Source organism: Pseudomonas izuensis, assembly GCF_009861505.1.
GTDB lineage: Bacteria > Pseudomonadota > Gammaproteobacteria > Pseudomonadales > Pseudomonadaceae > Aquipseudomonas > Aquipseudomonas izuensis.
Window position 1 is genome coordinate 64,926 of record NZ_WTFT01000029.1, and the last position, 21,122, is coordinate 86,047.

Below are 21,122 nucleotides of genomic sequence, written 5' to 3' on the forward strand. Positions count from 1 at the left end.
TGACCGAACAAAGGCTTCCCATGAGTGAAGATGCACAAGATGTCGTACTGATCGTCGAAGATGACCCCTCGATCCTGATGGTACTGTCGGCCTATCTGTCGGGGGAAGGCTACCGGGTATTGCAGGCGGAAAATGGCGAACAGGCTTTCGAGATCCTCGCCAGCAAGCCGCACCTGGACATGATGATCACTGACTTCCGCCTGCCGGGCGGTATCTCCGGCGTGCAGATCGCCGAACCTGCGGTGAAGCTGCGACCGGAGCTCAAGGTGATTTTCATCAGCGGCTATCCGCAGGAAATCCGCGAGACCGACAGCCCGATCACCCGCACCGCGCCGATCCTGGCCAAGCCATTCGATCTGGATGTGTTGCAGGAAATCATGCAGGACATGTTGTCGTAAGGGCCGCGAGCCTGGCAAAGAACCTTGTGGGAGCGAGCCTGCTCGCGATGATCTCGAGTGCACCGCGTTTATCCAGACAGTGCGCGTCATCGTTGGCGTCCATCGCGAGCAGGCTCGCTCCCACAATTGACCGCATTTCCCTGTAGGAGTATTAGACCCGGATCATCTCCCGCACCTTCGCCGTCAACAGGTCGAAGGTGAACGGCTTGGTGATCATCTGCATCCCTGAATCGAGGAATCCACCGCGCACGGCCGCGTGTTCGGCGTAGCCGGTAATGAACAATACCTTGAGATCAGGCCGGTGTTGCCGGCCTATTTCTGCCAGTTGCCGGCCATTCATCCCGGGCAGCCCGACGTCGCTGATCATCAGATCGATCCGCTGCGCCGAATCGAGGATCGGCATCGCGCTGTCCGCATCGCCGGCCTCGACAAAGGCATAGCCCAGCTCACTCAGCACCGTACTGACCAAAACCCGCACGGCTGGATCGTCCTCGACGATCAGTACCGTCTCACCATGACGGGCAAACAGCGGATGCTGGTTTCCGACGGGTTGGTCCTGCGGCACTTCGCCTGCGAAACGTGGCAGGTACAGGCTCACTGTGGTGCCTTCGCCCACTTCACTTTGAATGGCGACGTGACCGCGCGATTGTTTGCTGAAGCCATAGATCATCGATAACCCCAACCCCGTACCCTGGCCGATGGGTTTGGTGGTGAAGAAGGGGTCGAAAGCGCGGTTGATGGTGCTTTGCGGCATGCCACAGCCATTGTCGGTGACGCTGAGCACCACGTAATCGCCCGGATCGAGGTTGCTGTGGGGGTGAGTGAAGTCTGCGTCCAGATGCCGGTTCGAGGTACTCACCACCAGGTTGCCGCCATCGGGCATGGCGTCACGGGCATTGATCACCAGGTTGAGCAGGGCGCTTTCCAATTGATTGGGGTCCGCCTCGGCGACCCACAGTTGCTCGCTCAGTTGCATGTCCAGGAGAATGCTTTCATTGATGCTGCGTTGCAGCAGTTCGCCCATGGACACCACCAGGTTGTTCATCTCCACGGGCTTGGAGTCCAGCGACTGTCGGCGGGAAAATGCCAGCAGGCGGTGAGTCAGACCCGCTGCGCGATTGGCGGAAGTCACGCCGAGGTCGATCAGGCTGTCCAGATCCTCGATGCGCCCCCGAGCCAGGCGCCGGCGCAGCAATTCCAGGCTGCCGATGATGCCGGTCAGCATGTTGTTGAAGTCGTGGGCAATGCCGCCGGTGAGTTGTCCGACCGCTTCCATTTTCTGCGACTGGCGCAGCACTTCCTCGTTGTGGCGCAGCTGTGCGGTGCGCTCTTCAACCTGCTGCTCCAGGGTTTCCAGGGTGTTTTGCAGGCGCAGTTCGCTTTGGCTTAAGTCGATCAGCCGGTCCCTGGCTTCGTACTGTCGTCGGCGTCCGCGCAGGGCGGTGGTCACCAGGCTGATCAAGGTGACTGGATGAAAGGGGCGCTCGAGAAACGTGACATTGCCCAGTTGCGGACCGAGACGTGAAGCGGGGTTCTGTTCCGGGCCGCCATGGTGCGTCAACAATACAATCGGCAGGTCGGACCAGGCCGGCTGCTGTTCGATAAGCCTGAGCAGCGGTTCAAGATCCTGGCCCAGCAAGGCTTCGGAGGACACCAGCAACAATCCCGCACCTTGCTCCAGCTCGCTGCAGAGCCCGTGCAGATCCCGGCTGATGACCCCGTCGAAACCCGCCTCATTGAGCATCATCAGCGCAATCTGGCTGTCGCGACCCAGCGGCGCGAGTATGATCGCGCGCTCGGACGTCGCTTCCTGAAGCATCACGGGTGTTCATCCCCAAGCAATGGCATGCTCGCGCCGTGATAGGTCGGTACCCCGCGCAGTACGCCCTGGAAGGCTTCCAGCGGTTCACCGATGGTCATGCCTTGTGAGCTGATCCGGTATTCACGGATGGTCGACTCATGGCTACCGGTACGCTTCTTGATGATTGAAATGGCCCGGCGGACCTTGCCCAGCGCTTCGAAGTAGCGCAGCAGAATGACCGTATCGGCCAAATAGGTAATGTCCACCGGGGCTTGCATGTCGCCGACCAGGCCATGTTGGGCAACGGTCATGAAGGTCGCGGCGCCTTTGCGGTTGAGGTACAGCAGCAATTCGTGCATGTGCAGCACCAGCGCGTTTTCTTCCGGCATCGCCGTCTGATAGCCATTGATGCTGTCGATCACTACCGTCTTGATGTCGCGCTCATCGACGCAACGACGTACCCGATAGGAAAACTCTCCGGGGGACAATTCGGCGGCGTCCACTTGTTCGATCAACAGATTGCCGGTGTCTTGCAGCGCCTGCAGGTCGATGCCCATGTTGTTCATGCGCTCGAACAACAATCCCAGTTCTTCATCGAAAATGAACAGCGCGGCTTTTTCCCCCCGAGCCACCGCCGCGGCGGCGAAGACCATCGAAATCAGGGATTTGCCGGTGCCGGCCGGGCCGAGAATCAAGGTACTGGAACCGGTCTCGATGCCGCCACCGAGCAGGGCGTCCATTTCCCGGATGCCGCTGGTCAACTGCTGTCGCAGGTAGGTACCGCGGTGTTCGGCCGCCACCAGGCGTGGGAACACATGCACGCCATCACCCATGATGGTGAAGTCATGAAAGCCGCCCCGGTACTTCTGGCCGCGGTACTTCACCACACGGATACGCCGTCGCTCGGCGCCGTAGTTGGGGGTCAGTTCCTCCAGGCGAATCACCCCGTGAGCCACGCTGTGCACGGTTTTGTCGAGGGATTCGGTGGTCAGGTCGTCCAGCAGCAGGACCGTGGCGTCGTAACGCACGAAGTAGTGTTTGATCGCGAGGATCTGCCGGCGATAGCGCAGGGAGCTCTGTGCCAGCAAGCGGATCTCGGACAGGCTGTCCAGGACCACGCGGGTCGGCCTGACCCGTTCGACCGCTTCGAAGATCTGTTTGGTGGCTTCGCCCAACTCGAGGTCGGATGAATACAGCAGCGTCTGTTGGTGCTCGGCGTTGAGCAGGTTTTCCGGCGGCGTCAGTTCGAAGATAGAAACGTTCTGGTCCATTTCCCAGCCATGGGACCGGGCCCCCTGACGCAGTTCGCGCTCGGTTTCGGACAGGGTGATGTACAACGAGCGCTCGCCAGCCCGGGCGCCGGCCAACAGGAAATGCAAGGCGACGGTGGTCTTGCCGGTTCCGGGCTCACCTTCCAGCAGGAACACATGGCCGCGGGACAGCCCGCCATCGAGAATGTCATCCAGCCCTTCGATACCGGTGGCGGCTTTTACGCTGATCAATTCGTTGGCTGTAGACAAGAAATGCCCTCTCATGACTAGGGGGAACGAGGCCGCAGGCGCTAATTGCCTGAACGTGCTGCCTCTTCACTTGACCCTGAGCCGCGATGAGCGTTCAACCTTTGTTACATGCAACTTTGTAGGAGCTGGCTTGCCAGCGAAGGCGGCGTATCAACCCACATTGATGTCGCCTGACACACCGCTTTCGCCGGCAAGCCGGCTCCTACAGCCCCTGCTGCAGCGCTGGATCGTCTGGATTGAGCTGTTCCAGTTGCGCCAACAGAATCTGCACGTTCTGCAACTGTCCACTTTCTTTCCAGTAGTTGATCAACAACACCCGGGCCTTGCGATCATTGGGGTGGCGCTGGACGATTTCCTGCAATTGCTTTTGCGCGGCCTCCAGCTCCTGCTCACCGTGCAGTGTGGTCGCCAGGTCATAGCGGTAATCCTTGTTGTCCGGCTCAAGCTCAACGGCCTTGGACAGCCCAAGCAGGGCGAACTCGCTTTGACCGTGATGCAGCAACCACAGCCCCAGGGCGTGTTGCAAGTAAGCGGAATCGGGCTGTGCCTTCAGCTGCCTGGCCAACAACTCCTGGGCTGCTTCGCTTTGACCCTGCCGGTCCAGCACCTCGATCTGCATCACCAGCGCCGGCAGATTGTCGGGCGCCAGTTGCAAGGTCTGTTCAAGTTCCTGTTGTGCTTCTTTCAACTCGGCGTTGTGCAAATGCAGGCGGGCCAATTGATAGTGGTTGTCAGCGCTTTGCGGGGCGTTTTTGAGCACTTGTTGCCAGGCATCGATGGCCTGCTCCAGCGGGCCGAAATACAAACCCAGATCGTCCGGTGACAGACCCAGCAGCGCATTGACCGCCGCCAGCCGGACGTTCTGATCGCTGTCATCGAGCAACGGCCCCAGCAACAGACTGCGCTGGGCGCTGGACACCAACCCGCTGATGCTTTTGATCGCCGCGATGCGCACCTCGGGCGCCTCGTGCTGCAAGTCTGCATCAGCCAGCTTCAGGGCCACGGAGCTGGGGTAGTTGGGCAGTTCGGCATGCAGCCAGACGCGCCTTTTGGGCGAAATGTCCGGGCGGGCCAATTGCTGGTAAAGCACCCGCGCCGCACCAGGTTGGCCGTTGCGGGCCTGAGTCAGCGCTTCGCTATAACCGCGTTTGATCGCCTCGGGCACCACGGGGGTGGTGCTGCGCATGAAAAACCACGCAAGGCCAACGACAAGCAGGGCGCTGAGGCTGATGAGCAGGTAACGGCGGGACTTGGGCATGCAGGATCCGGGGGGCTGGCAAGTTTTGCAGAGCTGCAAGCTTCGGTCAGGTGGGGCCGTGAGTCAAACCTTGAGCTGTTTATGAAAGAGAGGTTTCTGGCGTTTAAATAAGCTTGACCGTTTGATCAGGACGGAAATCAAAAGTAATGTCCCCCGCCTTCAATGTGTCCGGTTCGACAGGCGCACAGACGACATCGCAGTTTCATGTCGAACCACAATCGCAAAGCTCCCTCTCCAGAGACCTATTGACGACCAGCAATAGCACTCAACACCTGCGATTGTCGGAAAGCGTAGCGCCAACCCGGACAGGGCTGGATTTTGACATTTCCCCACCAGTTCTTGACTGCTCTATAAATGCGCTCAAGCCAGAATTTAAAGATCAGGCGGAGCTGGATCAGCAATGGGGAGCGCTCAAAGAGTACTTAACGAGTGCGACGCTCTCTGAGCAGGAAATACTCGATGTATTCAGCAGTGGCATTCTCCAAAAGGAAACAGGCAAGGTCCTGCGCGAACTACTCAAAGATGCCATAGAGCGCTCGATCCGGTCGCATGGGACGCTTAGTCAAGCAAAAGTAAAAGAGATTCTGGATGCACTCTGCGATTTGCCGCCCAGTCAATGGCAAGCAGCGCTTGGAGAAACTGTAAGGTTTACGAGTGCTCCAAACGCTGCGGGTTTGATGAATTTCATCCAGACCAAGCTGGAGTTGTCAGCCATTGAGTTGGACAAGAAAATTGCGAACAAGCAGTTGGTCTCCGACTCTCAGTGGGACGCCATCAAAGGTATAATCCGAGACGCCAGGCAATATGTACGTTCCAGTGATTTCGACGTTCGCGATGCATGGGACATGCTCAAGGAGGACTGTGAGCGGCGTCCCTCGCCCAAGGAAGCACAAGAACATCTGTCCAGGTTAATCGCTGGACTGCGTAACAGTGGAGAGCGTAAGCGTTGGAACGATAAATTTATCGATAAGGTTCAGGCTGTCTGCGATCAGCTCGATCCCGGGTTTCGAGGCGCGTCGTCCGAACCAGCGAAAGAGCGACCGGTAGAACTCATTTCACTGAGATTTTTCAATCCGCCGACGCCACACAGTTCTGCACCGACGTTACTGGAGCGTATTGAGTCCTTTGAGCGGCACACAAACTTTTATTCGCACATCAATACAGCAGGAACGCACAAGCCGGAAACCTTGCTTGGCAAAGTTTTGCTCGTCTGCAATGTAATGGATACGTTTGGAGTCTTGAGGTTAGACAGCCGCCATATTTCAACCAGCAGGCCCGTTCCACAGCCAAGCAGCAGGGCCTGGAAAAATGGTTCGGCCGATTTTACTGAATCGCCGTTCGAGCCGGCTGCGGGGCAGCCGCAACCTCCCACCTGCACTGAACCTTTGACCACGCTCACACAGGCCATTGCAAAAGCGGATGAATGGTTAACACGCAATTTAGTGCCATGGAACAGTGTGGGTGCTGTACCGGAGAATGTAGAGATCAAGATCGAGGAGTTACTGGAACCGGTTTACAAAGCTACAACAGCAATATTGAACGACCAGCCGTCTGCTGTGGTGGTTGTCAGGGAGCAGGTAAACGGATTACTTGAGCGGATGGCCGCCAATCTGGTCAGCAACGGCGCGGCTGTCTTGAGCAGTGCGGGTGCCTTGCTTGAGCGTAATCCAGGTCGTACCACGGGTGCTTTCGCGGCTTATGTAGCGGTCAGCAACTTTTATGCCTATTGGTTTTCCCCTGAAGCGCCCCCCATCATCGTTCCCGCCGAACAAAGTTCCGATTGGTACGGCGTTTCCGATCCGGCATCCGAAATCAGAGAAAACATTCTGGATGATTTGGTGTTTATGTTCGAGGAGTTCCCCGAACTCGCGTTGGCACTCGAGGAGCGGGTTGATCAATCCATCTACGTTGAGCCTCATCTCGACCTTCAACTTTTAGAGGATATCGACATACTGCTCCGGCAGCCTTCTGCCGCTGATTCCAGTGTCAGTTATCTTGAACTCATAGAAGAAATTATCCGGTTATCAGAAGTCGATGAGGGCGATGAGATTGAGGATTACCCGTCTGCCGAAGCGCTGCCCGCACCGTTGGCAGTGTTCCAACCATTGATGCGCAAAGCACGCAGCGCGGCCAGAGAGGTGCTGGACAGTACTGCGGCGACGAATTCAGTACCTGGTGTGCATTGGGCTATTGAACGTGTGCGTGAGAACAAAATGCTACCCAAGGTGACTGATAGGGCTGGGGCGGCGCCGGAAGTCGCCCCGGGAATCACCATCGAAATAGCCACGGACAAGGTCGTTGACGCTTTGAAAAGTGCAGAGGCCATCGTTGACCCACTGACATTTATACAAAACAGCGTGGACACAATCATCAGCGAATCCAGCTTGCCCGATGACTTGAAGCGAACCCTGAATTCCACTTCGACCCTTGACGTCACGTTCAAGGAAATTACCTTGCGTGATAAGTTCGGTAACGCGCTTCCACGTCGTGAGAGGGGAATGACATTCACGCTTGCGGAACTCTGTGCCGATTACCACTTGCGGGTAAAGGCCAGTAATGAAGAGTTCAACATCCAATGGCCGTCATATTTTTCGGAAGCACTCAAGAACACTATTCGTAATGTCGATTTGCAGGCAGCGTACAAGGACAGTGTCAAGTCAACATTCGAACGTCCCGATGTTAAAGAATTATGGAAGCTGGCCAAGGAATACGAATTAAAGACTGCACTGGAGTCCTATGAAAACCTTGGCACTGCTTCGCCAGACGGCATAAGTCTCGTCAAAAAATTCCTGGCTGGGAAAACACGACCGCAGATTATCTATTTAAACAACCCTCGAGAAAATACACCTGCCAAAGTCAGTAATGCTGTGTATTTGGGCGATTCCGACGGTTTTGGGTTGTTTGTGTTCCTTGGAGGAGACAACGCCGTTTTCGAATTGCCCGCCGCGAGTGCGCAAAGGAAGATCGTCATCGAGAGCAATAAGCAACTCCAGGAAAAACTGCTGGATCGCATTCCTCTTTATGAAAAGCTTTCACGAAAAAGCAGTGATTTCGAGTTTGTCGATCCTGTTTTTACGCTATTCAATTTCTATCCGCGTTATGCGCCGGTTCTGTTCGATATGACCGCTGATGCTGTAAGCGAGTTATATAAAAGGCAACTGACCCAAGTGTTATCGGACATTGATACCCTGGTTTCAACCGACGAGGAGCGCTTTACGGATGGCTTGGTCGCGGCAGTCGGAAAGCTGCTGACGGCAATGTCGATCGTATCGATAGTTCCGGGGGCCACGGTTCTTGCAACAAAGGGCGCACGTATGGCGGCATCCTTTTTGTTCGGCGCCAGCGCATCGACGACAGAGTTGATACGGGGCGAAATGGCCGATGATCCAACAGCGGCTGCAGGATTTCGAGCCAATGCTTATCGCGGTTTTATCATGGAGTTTGCAGGTCCGCTGGCGGGAAGGTTGTTAGGCCGGGTCTTTGAGAAATCGATCGCTACGCAAATCGCGCGTTCAGTATTCAGACGAATCAACTCCATGATTCATAAGCTGCCCAAGCCCGTCAAATGGATTGCGCCCCTTGTAAGAGATCCGCAGGCGCTGACAGTAAGGTTGGGGTTGAAATTCAGAAGTCATAAAACTGTAAGGCAATTGCAGAACCTGGATAGAGGGCCAGAGTTCGCACAGATGCTTATTAAAGACACTAAGACGGTGTATTTTTCCGGCCCCACGGAAGGCTACATTTACCAGGGGGTTGTCATGCGCGGCGATATGCGGCCGCCTCACGTGGTGTTCGACAAGGGTTTCAAGTTGCGTACCCCCATTACGGATGTCAATCAGGTCAATGGAATGCGCGGAGGTTTTGGAGGGGGTAAAAACGCATTGGACATGGATGGCATGGGTATATCCACTTCGCCTTACTACAAGCACAGTGGTGCCGGTGCTTATCAATATGGTGGTGGTCGAGGCGGATACACCTATGTCGTCGATGCCAGACAGATGAGGGGATATCACCTGTACGCCAATGATCACTGGAAAAAATACCCGACCTCGACGTTGGGCATGCGCCCCTATGAAGTCAATTATGGCCAGGACATCCCGGCTTCGGCAGTGCTCGGCTGTTATGACAAACAGGGCAAATTCATCCCAAATCCCGCGTCCCTCAAAAACAGTATTGAAGCCAGCAAGCCCATTCAACTGAACGGCGATATTGTCTACCGGCCAGCCAAATCATTCATTCCACCGGCTAATGCAACCACGGCATCTTTCAGGCCGTTGTAAATCATTGGCATAGGGGAGCGAAGAATAGAATGGGTTGACAGGTTTCGTTACCGGCGAAACCTGCCTTGCCCCACAACACTGACTACGCTTTCTGGATAGCCCGCCAAGAGCTTTCCCGATGCAAGCACTGCTGCAATACTTCAAGGCCATCCTCCACCCCGGCCCCGGGGTGTTGCTTTTCGCCTTGAGAACCATCGCCGCCGGGTTGTTGACCCTGTACTTGGCTTTTGTGTTCGACCTCGAACAGCCCAAATGGTCGATCATGGCCGTGGTCATCGTCAGTCAGCCACTGGCGGGCATGACCCTGGCCCGCAGCTTTGGTCAGGTCATCGGCACCACGCTGGGCGCGATTGTGGCCGTGGTGATCATGGCGATCTTTCCCCAGGCGCCGGTGCCTTTCCTGATTACGCTGTCGCTGTGGCTGGCGCTGTGTACTGCTGGTGGCACCTTGTTGCGCTACACCAGTTCCCAGGCATTTGTGCTCAGCGGCTACACGGCGGTGGTGGTGGGGCTGCTGGCCGTCCCGGATCAGGACGGCACCTTCCTGCTGGCGGTGACCCGGGTCACCGAAACGCTGCTGGCGGTGGCCTGTGTGTGCGTCGTCAGCCTGCTGACCGCGCGCCCGGAGGCCGTGGCCAAGGATTACTTCGCCAGGATCGATCAGGTGATCAAACTGCTGGCGACCCACGCCAGTGCCGTGATTCGTACCGAGGAAAGCGAGGCGGACTTCCACGCTCGGCAGATGCAGTTGCTTGGGCAGATCAGCGCATTGGAAGGGGTGCGTCGGCATTTGTATTACGACGCGCCGCGGTTGCGCAGTGCCGACGATCTGGTGCAGCTGCTCGGCAACCAACTGTTGCTGCTGACGGCTCGGCTCACCGCCTTGCGCCACCAGCGCGAGCTGTTGCTCGAACGCTGGGAGGGCGAAATACCTGTTGAAATACAGCAATTGCTCAGCGAAGAACTGGTCTTTCTCGACGAGTTGGCCCGGCAAGGGCGCGCATTGTCCAGCGAGCAGCGGCACCAGTTTGCAGCGTTGCGACAGCGTTTCGATGCACTGGCCTACCGTTCGGAACAACTGACCGAGCCCTTCAAGGCCACCTTGCGCTCTCTGTCATGGTCATTGCGCTGGGAACAGGCGCGGATGTTGCAACAGATGGAAACCATTCTGGATCTGAGCGATGCGATCCAGAGCGGACGCAAGGCCAGCAGCATGTTTCGCGGAAAGGCCAATCCCTTGCACCTGGACTTCACCCTGGCGGCGATGAACGCCATCCGCGCGTACTGCGCATTGATGGTGGCGGGAATGATCTGGATCGAAACCGGCTGGGACGGTGCCCGGGGCGGGATGATTGTGGCCGGGATTCTCTGCTCGCTGATGGCGACGTTTCCCCGGCCGCTGCTGGCAGCCCAGAGCTATGCCCGGGGCCTGGGGCTGGCGCTGGTGGTGTCGGCGCTGCTGCAGTTCGCGCTGGTGCCGATGATCAGCAACTTCGAAATGCTGGCGGTGCTACTGGCGCCCTTGCTCTATGCCGTTGCGGTGGGGTTGTCGAGCCCGCCCACCACGGGCACCGGGATTGGTCTGGGGCTGTCGACGTTTTTGCTGCTTGGCCCTACCAACACCGGGATTGGACAGAACAGTGCGATCCAGTGGTTCGAATTTGCTGGCGCGTACGTCTGCGCCGCCACGCTGGCGTTGAGTGTGTACGCCTTGATATTTCCGTTCAGGCCCGTACTGCGCATTCGCCGGCTGCACCAGGAGAACTGTGAGCAGGTCCATGCCTTGCTGAAAATGCCGGCCACCGATGAAAACCAGTTTGCCTTCGAAAGCCGCATGGTCGACCGCCTGACCACGATGCTGGGGCTGTTGCCCGCGATTGCGGACAAGCCATCGCGCGAGCTGTTCGAGGTCAGCCTCGCCTGCCTGGCCCTGGGCACCGCCTTGAACCAGCTCCGGCAGCAGGGGCAGAACAACGTACTGCTGAGCCCGTCGACGCAAACCCGGCTGTTGGCCACCGTTCGGGATACCGGGCGACTGGTCGCCGGGCGCCCCGACATCGATGTCGATCAGGTGCTCGACAACCTGCATACCTTGGGTGATGAGCTGGATGCGCTGCACTCCAGTGTCCACGAGCACCTGTGGTCTGTTTTTCGAATGCGCGTGGCGTTGTTGATCGTGGTGTCATTTTTGGAGCGGCACCGTGGCCACTTTGAAGCCGTCCCATTGCAAGGAGTACCGGCGCTTGCCCATTGATATTGAAATAGGCGGGGTCTACCTGCCGCCGATTGCCCAGGCGCTGCTGCTGGGGTTGCCGGTTTTCATGGTGCTGGACTGGCTCCTGCGGCGCCTCGGCGTGTTGCAGTTCGTCTGGCATGAAGCCTTGTTCGAAGGCGCGTTGTACGCCTGCGTGTGCGCGACGTTGATTCTGGTGATGGGAGCCTGATGCCTTGAAGAAGATCCTTGCTCAACTCACAACCCTGGCGGTGGTCGCGCTGGCCTTCGTGCTCGGCTGGTTTGCCTGGGAACACTACACCCGCGCACCCTGGACCCGGGATGCACGGGTGCGGGCCGATGTGGTGACCTTGTCCGCCGATGTCGCGGGACGCATCGTCAACCTCGGCGTGCAGGACAACCAGCATGTGCAGAAGGGGCAGTTGCTGCTGGAAATCGATCCCTCGCGCTACACCCTGGCGGTGCAGCATGCCAAGCAGTCCGTGGAAGTGGCGAAGGCCGCGCTGGGGCAATCGGAAGCGACCATCGTCGCCAGCCAGGCGCTGTTGCGCCAGCGTCAAAGCGAGGAGCACCGCCGTCGGACTCTCAAGGAACGCTCGGCGATTTCCGGTGAAGAGTGGGAAAAGTCCAGCACCGAGGTATCGGTGGCCCAGGCCGATCTGCTGCGCAACCAGGCCAACCTTGGCTTCGCCCAGGCCAACGTGCAACTGGCCATTGCCGCGTTGGCCGAGGCCGAGCACGACCTGGAGCGCACCCGGGTCGAGTCCCCGGTCAGTGGCTACATCACCAATCTGCTGACTCGCCAGGGCGACTACGCGACGGCGGGTGGTCCGTTGGTGGCGGTGGTGGACAGTAACTCGTTTTATGTCAGCGGCTACTTCGAAGAAACCAAACTGCCGCGAATCGGGGAGGGGGATCGGGTCGACATTGAATTGATGAGTGGCGAGCGCTTCGGCGGCACCGTGCAAAGCATCGCCTTCGCCATCGCCGACCGGGAAAACCTGCCTGGCGGTCGACTGCTGGCCAACATCAACCCGAGCTACACCTGGATCAAACTGGCGCAGCGCGTGCCGGTGCGGATACGGATCGATCCGGATTATGCCGGGAAAGACAACTTGCGGGCGGGGACTACGGCTACGGTGACTGTTCGGGAAACCCAAAAAACTGAAGAGCAACGTTAAGGGCTTACACACATTTCTGGACAACACGCGAACCCGTAGGAGCTGGCTTGCCAGCGAAAGCAATGTGTCAGTCAACATTGATGCGGGCTGTGCCACCGTCTTCGCTGCGATGCGGCGACCCGACAAGCCAGCTCCTACAGGGGATTTGCGTCTGTTTTACCCGTCATTTTTCACGTTGGGAATGAACGCGGCGCTGCCGGATTCATGGGCGTGAAACAACCGGGCGCCGTTGTTTGGCTTGGTGGTGATCAGCTGATGGTCGGCAGTCAGGTAATCCAGGGGCAATTGTTTGATGTCTTCGTACTGCTCCACGATGATCGTGCGTTCAGGATTCCAGGTCTCGCCACTTTGTTTCTCCAGCCACGCCATCAATGCCGCGCTGTCACCTGTTTGTGGAATGTCCGAATCCGGGGCCACGTAGTAGAACGGTGAACCATGGTTTTGCAGGTACATGGGCAGTTTATTGTCGACATCCACCAGCACCATGCGCCATTCGTTCCACGGTGCGGTTTTGATGGCTTGCGCTCGTACATCCCGGCTGAACTGCATGACACCGCCACCGCCACCGTTGGTCCAGGGATAGACAATGCCAAGTATCAGAAACAAAAAACCTGCTGCCCCGGCAATACCCTTTGTCCAACCAGGCCCACTGACGTTACCGGCAGCCTGGCGCTCGGCCATTCGGCGGGTGACCCACCAGGCTGCCAGCAACTGGGCAAATGGCACCAGAGGCAAGACGTAGTAGCTACGCCGGCTGCCACTGGCGGTGAAAAACAGGAACAGCAACGCCAGGCCCTGGATCAGCCAGCGAATGTTAGGCTCGGTGTGCTTCCAGTTCCGCAACGCCACCCACAGGCCGAGTATCCAGCAGGGCGCCCACGGCAGGGTATAGACCGGCAGATAGAGCAGGTAGGTATAGATCGGGCCTATGTTGTCGAAGGGCTTGAAAAATCGAACGACGTTTTCCCGGAATACCAGTCCGAGCCCGCTCTCCCCATAAGCAGGTGCGCCATAGCGCTGCGACAACATGAACGGCACCATGTAGAACACACCCGCTACCAGCATCGCCAGGCACATGCGTCGATTGAGATGGTTTTTCCAGCGTCCCTCGCCAAGCAGATGTGGCAGCAGCATCAACCCCGGAAGGATGAATCCGATCAAGCCCTTGAACAGCGACGTCAGTGCCAGGATCAGGAAAAATACGCTGTACCGACTCAGTCGCGTGTCATCCGGGCCGCGCCAATACCACCAGACAGCTGCCAGTACCCCGCAAACCGTCAGGATGTCCGCCGTGGCTACCCGCGCCCAGAACACGAAAAAGAACGTCGTCGCCAGGAACCAGCCGGCCAACAGACCGGTGCCTTTGTTATATAGCTGCCCGCCGATCAGGTAGACCAGCCAGATGCTCAGCCAGGCAGCGATGACAGAGGACAGGCGTAGTGACCAGTGACCGAGGCCACCCATCAGGTGGGCAGTGGCCGTAATCAACCAATAGGATGGCAGGGGCTTGTCGTAATAGGGCATGCCTTTGAGGTAAGGGTCGAAATAGTCACCGGTTTGCAGCATTTGCAGGGCGATGTTTGCCCAGCGCGTTTCTGCACCCCAAAGCTCTCTGGCCCCCAACCCGAATAGCAATAGAAGCGCGGATACGCCAAGCAGAAGCAGCAGCGCACCCTGGTCACTTTTCAAAAACCTGATAAATGAATTGTTCATGACTATTTCGCATTAAGCGGGAAGCCGCTGGAACATTAAGCTATCCGGCGAAATGTGATGATATTGTCAGTAGATTGCGAATAATCCATTAGTTCTGATTTAAATTTTTTGCCATAAAAACTGACATAAAGCTGTGATTTACAACATGAAAAATAACTTGTTGTAATTTGTCAGGGTGCATGTCTTATAAATGTAAATGTCTTCACCAAACTTTCACTTCTTTTTAACAAATAGCACTCCAGACTTCTCGCTCCAGACTGCGCAATGTTGGCAACGGAATATGATCAACTCGGGTGGAGAGGGTTTCCCTGGATTTGTTCGTAGCGCGGCGTCATTGAAAGCGTACAGCTCACGCTAGTCAGCGTGCATTCAATTCAGGGATCAACTACATGTCTTCCCCTTCAACCCTCCAGCCGTCCATGGCCATGCGCCTGCATTCGTTCGTTCTGGGTATCTTGACGCTGCTGTTGTTCGTGATGGTGAGCAATCAGCAGTCGTTCATTGGCTTCGACTCGCGGTTTGTGATGTTCGCCCAGGAAATGCTGCGCCATGGGCCGAGTATTTTCCCGACGACCTACGGTGAGCCTTACGCCGACTACAGTGCGATGTCGACGTTTTTTATCTATGTACTTTCGTTGCCTTTCGGGCATGTGACGAGCTTCACGGCCTGGCTGCCTTCCTCGATTGCCGCCGCGGTGATTGTGACGCTCATGTATCGCCTGCTCGCGCCGTACTCATCAAAGTGGGCGCTGGTCAGTATTGCGTTGATGTTGCTGAGTGTGACGTTCATCAGTGAGGTGAGGGCTGTATCGCTGGACCTGATGCTGGCGGCGGTTTCATTCGCGGTTTTTTACCTGGCCTATGCGGCAGATCACTTCAATGCACGCAGGCGTCTCGCTGGGCTGTTTGCGTTGTTGATGCTGGGCTTTGCCATTCGCGGGCCGATCGGCCTGATCGTGCCTACCGGCATGCTATGCAGTTATTACCTGTTCAGCGGTCAATACAGGCGGATGCTTGGCTTTGGTGTGGTTGCCTTGGCGCTGCTGTGCCTGTGCATCGGATTGATCTTGTGGCTGGCCGATATCAGCGGCGATGCAGCCTTTGTGCGGGATGTTATTCGCATGCAGGTGACGGGGCGCATCGATGGCAGCGAAGGCTCCAGCAATGTGCTGTTCTATTTCACCAGTTCCCTGGGCAATTATGCGTTGGCTTATCCACTTGCATTGCTGACATTGGTGGGCGTGCTGGCCGGCGATAGAAATGATCGCGGGCCACAATGGCGATTGATGATGTTTTGCGCGGCTGCAGGTCTGATCGTGCTGATCGGGCTTTCGATTCCCCAGGCTAAGAAAGCGCGCTATCTGTTGCCGATGTTGCCGATGGCAGCCATTGTCGCGGCTTATCCGTTCCAGGCCGCAGGCGGTCGTCTGTTTGCCGGCTTGAGACTGCTGATACAAGGGCTCTGGCTGGTGCTGCCGGGCGTGCTGTTTGGTGTTGTGCTGATTGCGCATCATCGGCTACCGGAATCATTGCCCTCCATCGGTTTGATCCTTGGGCTGCTGGTTTTTCTGCAGATCGTCGCCTTGGTCTCGCTGTTCAAACCAGCGTTGAGAGTGGCAGGTCTGGCGTGTTCTGCGGTGTTGGCGGTGTGGTCGGTCTACATCCTGTACGTTGAACCCATTCAACGCGGCGCGTATGACACGCGCCAGTTCTCTCTGGCGGTGCTTGACCGGGTGCACAATGATTCCGTACCGCTGGTGCTGCATGGCCTGGGCAAGGACGCGAAGGCAATCAAGTTCATGGTCAATGCGGATACTGACGTTCGACCGATTTTCACCGAGACGTCCGAACAGCTGGAGGCGGTCAAAGCCCCCGCCTACATAGTCATGAGTGAAGCGTCTTACCGGAAACTCCCGCCATCGCAGGTCTTGCCACTGCCGCGGGTGTTGGAAGGTCGTTTCGACAAGGATGACTACGTATTGCTGCAACTTGCACCTTGATTCGTTGCGCCTTGATGCATCACAGGGATTTACCCTGGCTTTTTGAAAAGTAAAAAAAAGCCCCGCGACCGAATGAGGCGCGGGGCAAAAAATTTGGTTGGTTGCGGCCAACCAAAGGAGCACTTGAAAGCGGTTATTTGCTGGCGACCGTCTCCGGCTGCCAGCCGCCACCGAGGGCCTTGTAGATCGCGACGATGCCGCGATACAGGTCGATCTCGGCCTGGGCCTGGGTGTCTTCTGCCGCCAGACGCTCACGCTGGGCATCGAGCAGGACGAGGAAGTCCGAGGTGCCTTCGCGGTAGCGGATCTCGGCGAGGTCTGCTGCGGAACGGCTCGACTCACTCTGGCGAATCAGCGAAATCAGACGCTGTTGGCGTTTGTTGTAGTCGCTGAACGCGTTTTCCGATTCCTCCAGGGCCAGCAACACTTGCTGCTCGTAGGTCGCCAGCGCGCCCTCGGCATCGGCATCGGCACCGCGTATGCGGGCTTTTACGCTACCCAGGTCAAACGCCGCCCAGGTGATGCTTGGGCCCAGTGCCCACGCGTTGGCCGCCGAGGAACCGATCTGCGAACCACGCCCGGCGGTCCAGCCGAGGAAGCCGCTGAGGCTGACACGGGGGAACAGATCAGCCTTGGCCACGCCGATTCGCGCCGTGGCCGAAGCCAGTTGGCGTTCGGCGCTGAGGATGTCCGGACGGCGTTGCAGCAGCTCGCCCGGATTGCCGATCGGCAGTGCCTTGGCAATCGCCGGCAAGTCTTTCGGGCTCAGGTCCACGGTCAACTTGTCCGGCCGCTGGCCCAGCAGGGTGGCGATACGGTTTTTCTGCCGAACCTGTTCGGCCTGCAATTGCGGCACGCTGGCTTCGACCGAGGCCAGACGGGCATCGGCGCGCTCCACATCGAGCTGGTCGCCGACACCGGCATCACGCAGGCTGATGGTGATCTTGCGCGACTCCCGCTGGTTTTCCAGGTTGGCCAAGGCGATTTTTTCCCGCAACTGCGCGCCGCGCAGTTGACCGTAGGAATCCACCAATTCGGCAATCATGGTGACTTGCAGTTGGTACAGGTCGGCCTCGAACGCCTGTTGCTCGGCGTTGGCCGACTCTAGGTTGCGCTGGATGCGGCCAAACAGGTCGATCTCCCAGGCCATGTCCAGGCCCAGGTCATAGCGTTCGGTATTGACCCGGTTGGTGGCCTGGCCGGGAATCTGCCCCTTGCCCAGGTCACTGCTGGCGCGGCTGGTGATGGTCGGCATGGCGTCGTTGCTGACGTCATCCCTGATCGCCCGCGCCGCTTTCCAACGGGCAAAGGCGACGCGCAAATCACGGTTGCCCTTGAGGGACTCGGTCACCAACTGGTTGAGGGTCGGGTCTTCGAACTGCTGCCACCAGATGCCTTCGAAGCGCGAACGGTCGAAGTTCTTCTGGCCGGCCGCACCATCGGTGGCTGTGGTGATGTTGGCGGGTTCAGTAGCTGGTGTCTTGTAGTCCGGGCCGACGGCACAGGCGCTCAGCGCCAGGACCAGCAGGCTCGGCAAAAAGGCTTTCAAACTCATCAGTGCGACTCCAGCTTCAGGGTCTTGGCCGCTTTGCGCTTCTCGCCGCGCTCCACGAAATTACGAATCAACACGTAGAACACCGGCGTCAGCAACAGACCGAAGAAGGTCACCCCGAGCATCCCGGAGAACACCGCCACACCCATGGCGTGACGCATCTCGGCACCGGCACCGCTGGAGAACACCAGTGGCACCACACCCATGATGAAGGCGAAGGAGGTCATCAGGATCGGCCGCAGACGCAGGCGGCAGGCTTCCAGTACGGCGGCCAGCGGGTTCATGCCTTCCAGCTGTTTATCCTTGGCAAACTCGACGATCAGAATCGCGTTCTTACAGGCAAGCCCTACCAGTACGATCAGGCCGATCTGGGTGAAGATGTTGTTGTCACCGCCCGAGGCAATCACACCGGTGATGGCCGACAGCAGGGTCATCGGTACGATCAGGATCACCGCCAGTGGCAGGCTCCAGCTTTCGTATTGAGCCGCCAGTACCAGGAACGCCAGCAGCACGCAGAGCGGGAACACGAACAGCGCGGTGTTGCCGGACAGGATCTGCTGGTAGGTCAGGTCGGTCCATTCGTAGGTCATGCCGTTGGGCAGTTCGTCCTTGAGCAGTTTCTCGATGGCTTTTTCGGCCTGGCCGGAGCTGTAGCCAGGGGCTGCCGCACCGTTGATTTCAGCGGTGATAAAGCCGTTGTAGTGCATCACGCGGTCCGGGCCCGAGGTGTCGCTGACCTTGATGAAAGTCGCCAGCGGGATCATCTCGCCCTTGTTGTTGCGCACTTTGAGCTGGCCGATCTGGTCGGATTCGAGGCGGAACTGCTGCTCGGCCTGAACGTTGACCTGATAGGTGCGGCCAAAGCGGTTGAAGTCGTTGGCATACAGCGAACCCAGGTAAATCTGCAGCGTGTCGAAGATGTCACTGACAGCCACGCCGTGGGTCTTGGCTTTTTCCCGGTCGATGGCGGCATCGACCTGCGGCACGTTCACGGTATAGCTGGTGAACAGGCCGGCCAGTTCCGGAACGCTGTGGCTCTTGGCAATGATGTTCATGGTTTCCTTGTACAGCTCCTCGTAGCCCAGGTTGCCCCGGTCTTCGATTTGCAGGCGGAAACCACCAATAGTGCCCAGGCCTTGTACCGGCGGTGGCGGGAAGATCGCCATGTAGGCTTCCTGGATGTTCGCGTACTGGCCGTTCAACGCGCCGGCAATCGCACCGGCGGACATGCTCGGGTCTTTGCGCTCATCGAACGGTTTGAGGGTCACGAACACGATGCCGGCGTTCGGGCTGTTGGTGAAGCCGTTGATCGACAGGCCAGGGAAGGCCACCGCACTTTCCACGCCAGGCTGTTTCAACGCCAGATCAGACATGCGCTTGATCACGTCTTCGGTACGGTCCAGGCTCGAGGCATCGGGCAATTGCGCGAAGGCCACCAGGTACTGCTTGTCCTGGCCGGGTACGAAACCGGTCGGGGTGCTGGAGAAGCCAAAGAAGGTCAGAACCATCAGGCCGGCGTACAGCAGCAGGGCGATACCGCTTGAGCGGATCACGCGGGCAACGGTGCCGACGTAACCATGGCTGGCCTTTTCAAAGAAGCGGTTGAACGGGCGGAACAGCCAGCCACCGAATACCTTGTCGAGCACCTTGGAGAAACGGTCTTTCGGTGCGTCATGGCCCTTGAGCAATACCGCCGCCAGCGCTGGCGACAGGGTCAACGAGTTGAAGGCCGAAATCACAGTCGAGATTGCGATGGTCAGGGCGAACTGCTTGTAGAACTGGCCGGTCAGGCCGGAAATGAACGCCGCCGGAACAAACACCGCACACAGCACCAGCGCCGTGGCAATGATCGGGCCGGTCACTTCACCCATGGCCTTTTTGGTCGCGTCGAAGGGGTTGAGCCCCAGTTCAATGTTACGTTCGACGTTTTCCACCACCACGATCGCATCGTCCACCACGATCCCGATGGCCAATACCAGGCCGAACAGCGACAGGGCGTTCAGTGAGAAGCCGAATAGATGCATCACGGCAAAGGTACCGATCAGCGACACCGGCACCGCCACCAGCGGAATGATCGAGGCGCGCCAGGTTTGCAGGAACAGGATCACCACCAGCACCACGAGGATCAGTGCTTCGAAGAGGGTGTGAACCACCGCCTCGATAGAGCCGCGCACGAAGATCGTCGGGTCATAGACGATGCTGAAATCCATGCCTTCCGGGAAGCCCTTCTTCAGTTCGGCCATTTTGGCCCGAACTTCGTTGGAGATTTCGATGGCGTTGGAGCCCGGACGCTGGAAGATCGGGATCGCCACCGCCGGCTGGTTGTTCAGCAAGGAACGCAGGGCGTATTGGCTGGAGCCCAGTTCAACGCGAGCGATGTCCTTGAGGCGGGTGATCTCACCGTTATCGCCGGAGCGAATGATGATGTTCTCGAACTCTTCCTCACTGACCAAACGGCCCTGCGTGTTGACCGACAGCTGGAAGCTTTGGGCATTTGGGGCAGGGGGAGCGCCCAATGCACCGGCGGCCACCTGGCGGTTCTGTTCACGAATGGCCGTTACAACGTCAGTGGCGGTCAGGTTGCGCGAAGCGGTTTTGTTCGGGTCGAGCCAGACACGCAGCGAGTAATCGCCCATGCCAAACAGCTGCACATCACCGACACCGCCCAGACGCGCAAGCTCATCCTTGATGTTGAGGATCGCGTAGTTGGACAGGTACAACATGTCGTAGCGTTTGTCCGGCGAGGTCAAGTGCACGACCATGGTCAGGTCGGGCGAGGCCTTGTCCACGGTGATACCGATGCGCGTCACTTCCTCGGGAAGCTTCGGTTCGGTCCGGGTCACGCGGTTCTGCACCTGCACCTGGGCATTATCCAGGTCAGTACCCAGGGCAAAGGTGATGGTCAGGGTGATCTTGCCGTCGGCGGTCGACTGCGAAGACATGTACAGCATGTTCTCGACGCCGGTAATGGCTTGCTCCAACGGCGCAGCCACGGTTTCACCGATGACTTTAGGGTTGGCACCCGGGAAGTTGGCGCGGACCACCACAGTCGGCGGTACCACTTCCGGGTATTCGCTGATCGGTAGCTGGAACAGCGAGATGGCGCCGGCGATCAGGATCAGCAGCGATAGCACCGCTGCGAAGATCGGCCGTGAAATGAAGAATTGGGAAAAATTCATCGGAGTC

Annotated in this window: 12 protein-coding genes; 6 read left to right on the forward strand and 6 right to left on the reverse strand. The window is 58.0% G+C overall.

The features are described 5' to 3' along the window. The first annotated feature begins 20 nt into the window (after window positions 1-20). The gene (locus GPL81_RS22990; RefSeq protein ID WP_095194212.1) at window positions 21-398 is read left to right on the forward strand and encodes a response regulator; all 378 of its coding nucleotides are present in this window, start codon (window positions 21-23) and stop codon (window positions 396-398) included. A gap of 151 nt (window positions 399-549) precedes the next feature. Here the strand turns inward: GPL81_RS22990 and GPL81_RS22995 are convergent, their stop codons facing one another. The 3 genes from GPL81_RS22995 to GPL81_RS23005 form a co-directional block, all read right to left on the reverse strand. Then, entirely contained in the window at window positions 550-2,217 is a 1,668-nt protein-coding gene (locus GPL81_RS22995) for a response regulator (protein WP_425502602.1), read from the reverse strand. Next, window positions 2,217-3,719 (reverse strand): ATPase domain-containing protein, encoded by a 1,503-nt coding sequence (locus GPL81_RS23000; RefSeq protein ID WP_160108566.1) that lies wholly within the window; start codon window positions 3,717-3,719, stop codon window positions 2,217-2,219. Before GPL81_RS23000 ends, GPL81_RS22995 begins: the two co-directional genes overlap by 1 nt. A 202-nt stretch (window positions 3,720-3,921) precedes the next feature. Next, window positions 3,922-4,977: a tetratricopeptide repeat protein gene (locus GPL81_RS23005; protein ID WP_160108567.1), complete on the reverse strand. Its 1,056-nt coding sequence runs from the start codon at window positions 4,975-4,977 to the stop codon at window positions 3,922-3,924. 146 nt (window positions 4,978-5,123) lie between these two features. On the opposite strand from GPL81_RS23005, the gene GPL81_RS23010 reads away from it, so the two are divergent. The 4 genes from GPL81_RS23010 to GPL81_RS23025 all read left to right on the forward strand — a co-directional run bounded on the left by GPL81_RS23010 (window position 5,124) and on the right by GPL81_RS23025 (window position 12,671). Next, entirely contained in the window at window positions 5,124-9,257 is a 4,134-nt protein-coding gene (locus GPL81_RS23010) for a hypothetical protein (RefSeq protein ID WP_160108568.1), read from the forward strand. Window positions 9,258-9,375: 118 nt separating this feature from the next. Then, window positions 9,376-11,511, forward strand: coding sequence for an FUSC family protein (locus GPL81_RS23015; protein WP_160108569.1), 2,136 nt, complete (start codon window positions 9,376-9,378; stop codon window positions 11,509-11,511). Then, window positions 11,501-11,701, forward strand: a complete 201-nt coding sequence (locus tag GPL81_RS23020; RefSeq protein ID WP_160108570.1) for a DUF1656 domain-containing protein — start codon at window positions 11,501-11,503, stop codon at window positions 11,699-11,701. The genes GPL81_RS23015 and GPL81_RS23020 overlap by 11 nt, the downstream gene beginning before the upstream one ends. Window positions 11,702-11,705: 4 nt before the next feature. Further along, entirely contained in the window at window positions 11,706-12,671 is a 966-nt protein-coding gene (locus tag GPL81_RS23025) for an HlyD family secretion protein (RefSeq protein WP_160108571.1), read from the forward strand. 156 nt (window positions 12,672-12,827) lie between these two features. Here GPL81_RS23025 and GPL81_RS23030 read toward each other — a convergent pair whose 3' ends face one another. Next, a complete protein-coding gene (locus GPL81_RS23030) occupies window positions 12,828-14,384 on the reverse strand; it encodes an ArnT family glycosyltransferase (protein WP_160108572.1) in 1,557 nt (518 codons plus the stop codon). Window positions 14,385-14,773: 389 nt separating this feature from the next. On the opposite strand from GPL81_RS23030, the gene GPL81_RS23035 reads away from it, so the two are divergent. Then, a complete protein-coding gene (locus GPL81_RS23035) occupies window positions 14,774-16,384 on the forward strand; it encodes an ArnT family glycosyltransferase (protein WP_178122623.1) in 1,611 nt (536 codons plus the stop codon). 133 nt (window positions 16,385-16,517) lie between these two features. Here GPL81_RS23035 and GPL81_RS23040 read toward each other — a convergent pair whose 3' ends face one another. Together GPL81_RS23040 and GPL81_RS23045 are read right to left on the reverse strand one after the other, a co-directional pair. Continuing rightward, window positions 16,518-17,939: an efflux transporter outer membrane subunit gene (locus tag GPL81_RS23040; RefSeq protein WP_160108573.1), complete on the reverse strand. Its 1,422-nt coding sequence runs from the start codon at window positions 17,937-17,939 to the stop codon at window positions 16,518-16,520. After that, window positions 17,939-21,115 (reverse strand): efflux RND transporter permease subunit, encoded by a 3,177-nt coding sequence (locus GPL81_RS23045; RefSeq protein ID WP_160108574.1) that lies wholly within the window; start codon window positions 21,113-21,115, stop codon window positions 17,939-17,941. Before GPL81_RS23045 ends, GPL81_RS23040 begins: the two co-directional genes overlap by 1 nt. Between the last annotated feature and the right edge of the window lie 7 nt (window positions 21,116-21,122).

Coding starts and splice junctions, on each gene's coding strand:
- GPL81_RS23015 (WP_160108569.1), top strand. CDS start 9,376: ATGCAAGCACTGCTGCAATACTTCAAGGCCATCCTCCACCCCGGCCCC.
- GPL81_RS23040 (WP_160108573.1), bottom strand. CDS start 17,939: ATGAGTTTGAAAGCCTTTTTGCCGAGCCTGCTGGTCCTGGCGCTGAGC.
- GPL81_RS23010 (WP_160108568.1), top strand. CDS start 5,124: ATGTCCCCCGCCTTCAATGTGTCCGGTTCGACAGGCGCACAGACGACA.
- GPL81_RS22995 (WP_425502602.1), bottom strand. CDS start 2,217: ATGCTTCAGGAAGCGACGTCCGAGCGCGCGATCATACTCGCGCCGCTG.
- GPL81_RS23030 (WP_160108572.1), bottom strand. CDS start 14,384: ATGAACAATTCATTTATCAGGTTTTTGAAAAGTGACCAGGGTGCGCTG.
- GPL81_RS23035 (WP_178122623.1), top strand. CDS start 14,774: ATGTCTTCCCCTTCAACCCTCCAGCCGTCCATGGCCATGCGCCTGCAT.
- GPL81_RS23005 (WP_160108567.1), bottom strand. CDS start 4,977: ATGCCCAAGTCCCGCCGTTACCTGCTCATCAGCCTCAGCGCCCTGCTT.
- GPL81_RS22990 (WP_095194212.1), top strand. CDS start 21: ATGAGTGAAGATGCACAAGATGTCGTACTGATCGTCGAAGATGACCCC.
- GPL81_RS23045 (WP_160108574.1), bottom strand. CDS start 21,115: ATGAATTTTTCCCAATTCTTCATTTCACGGCCGATCTTCGCAGCGGTG.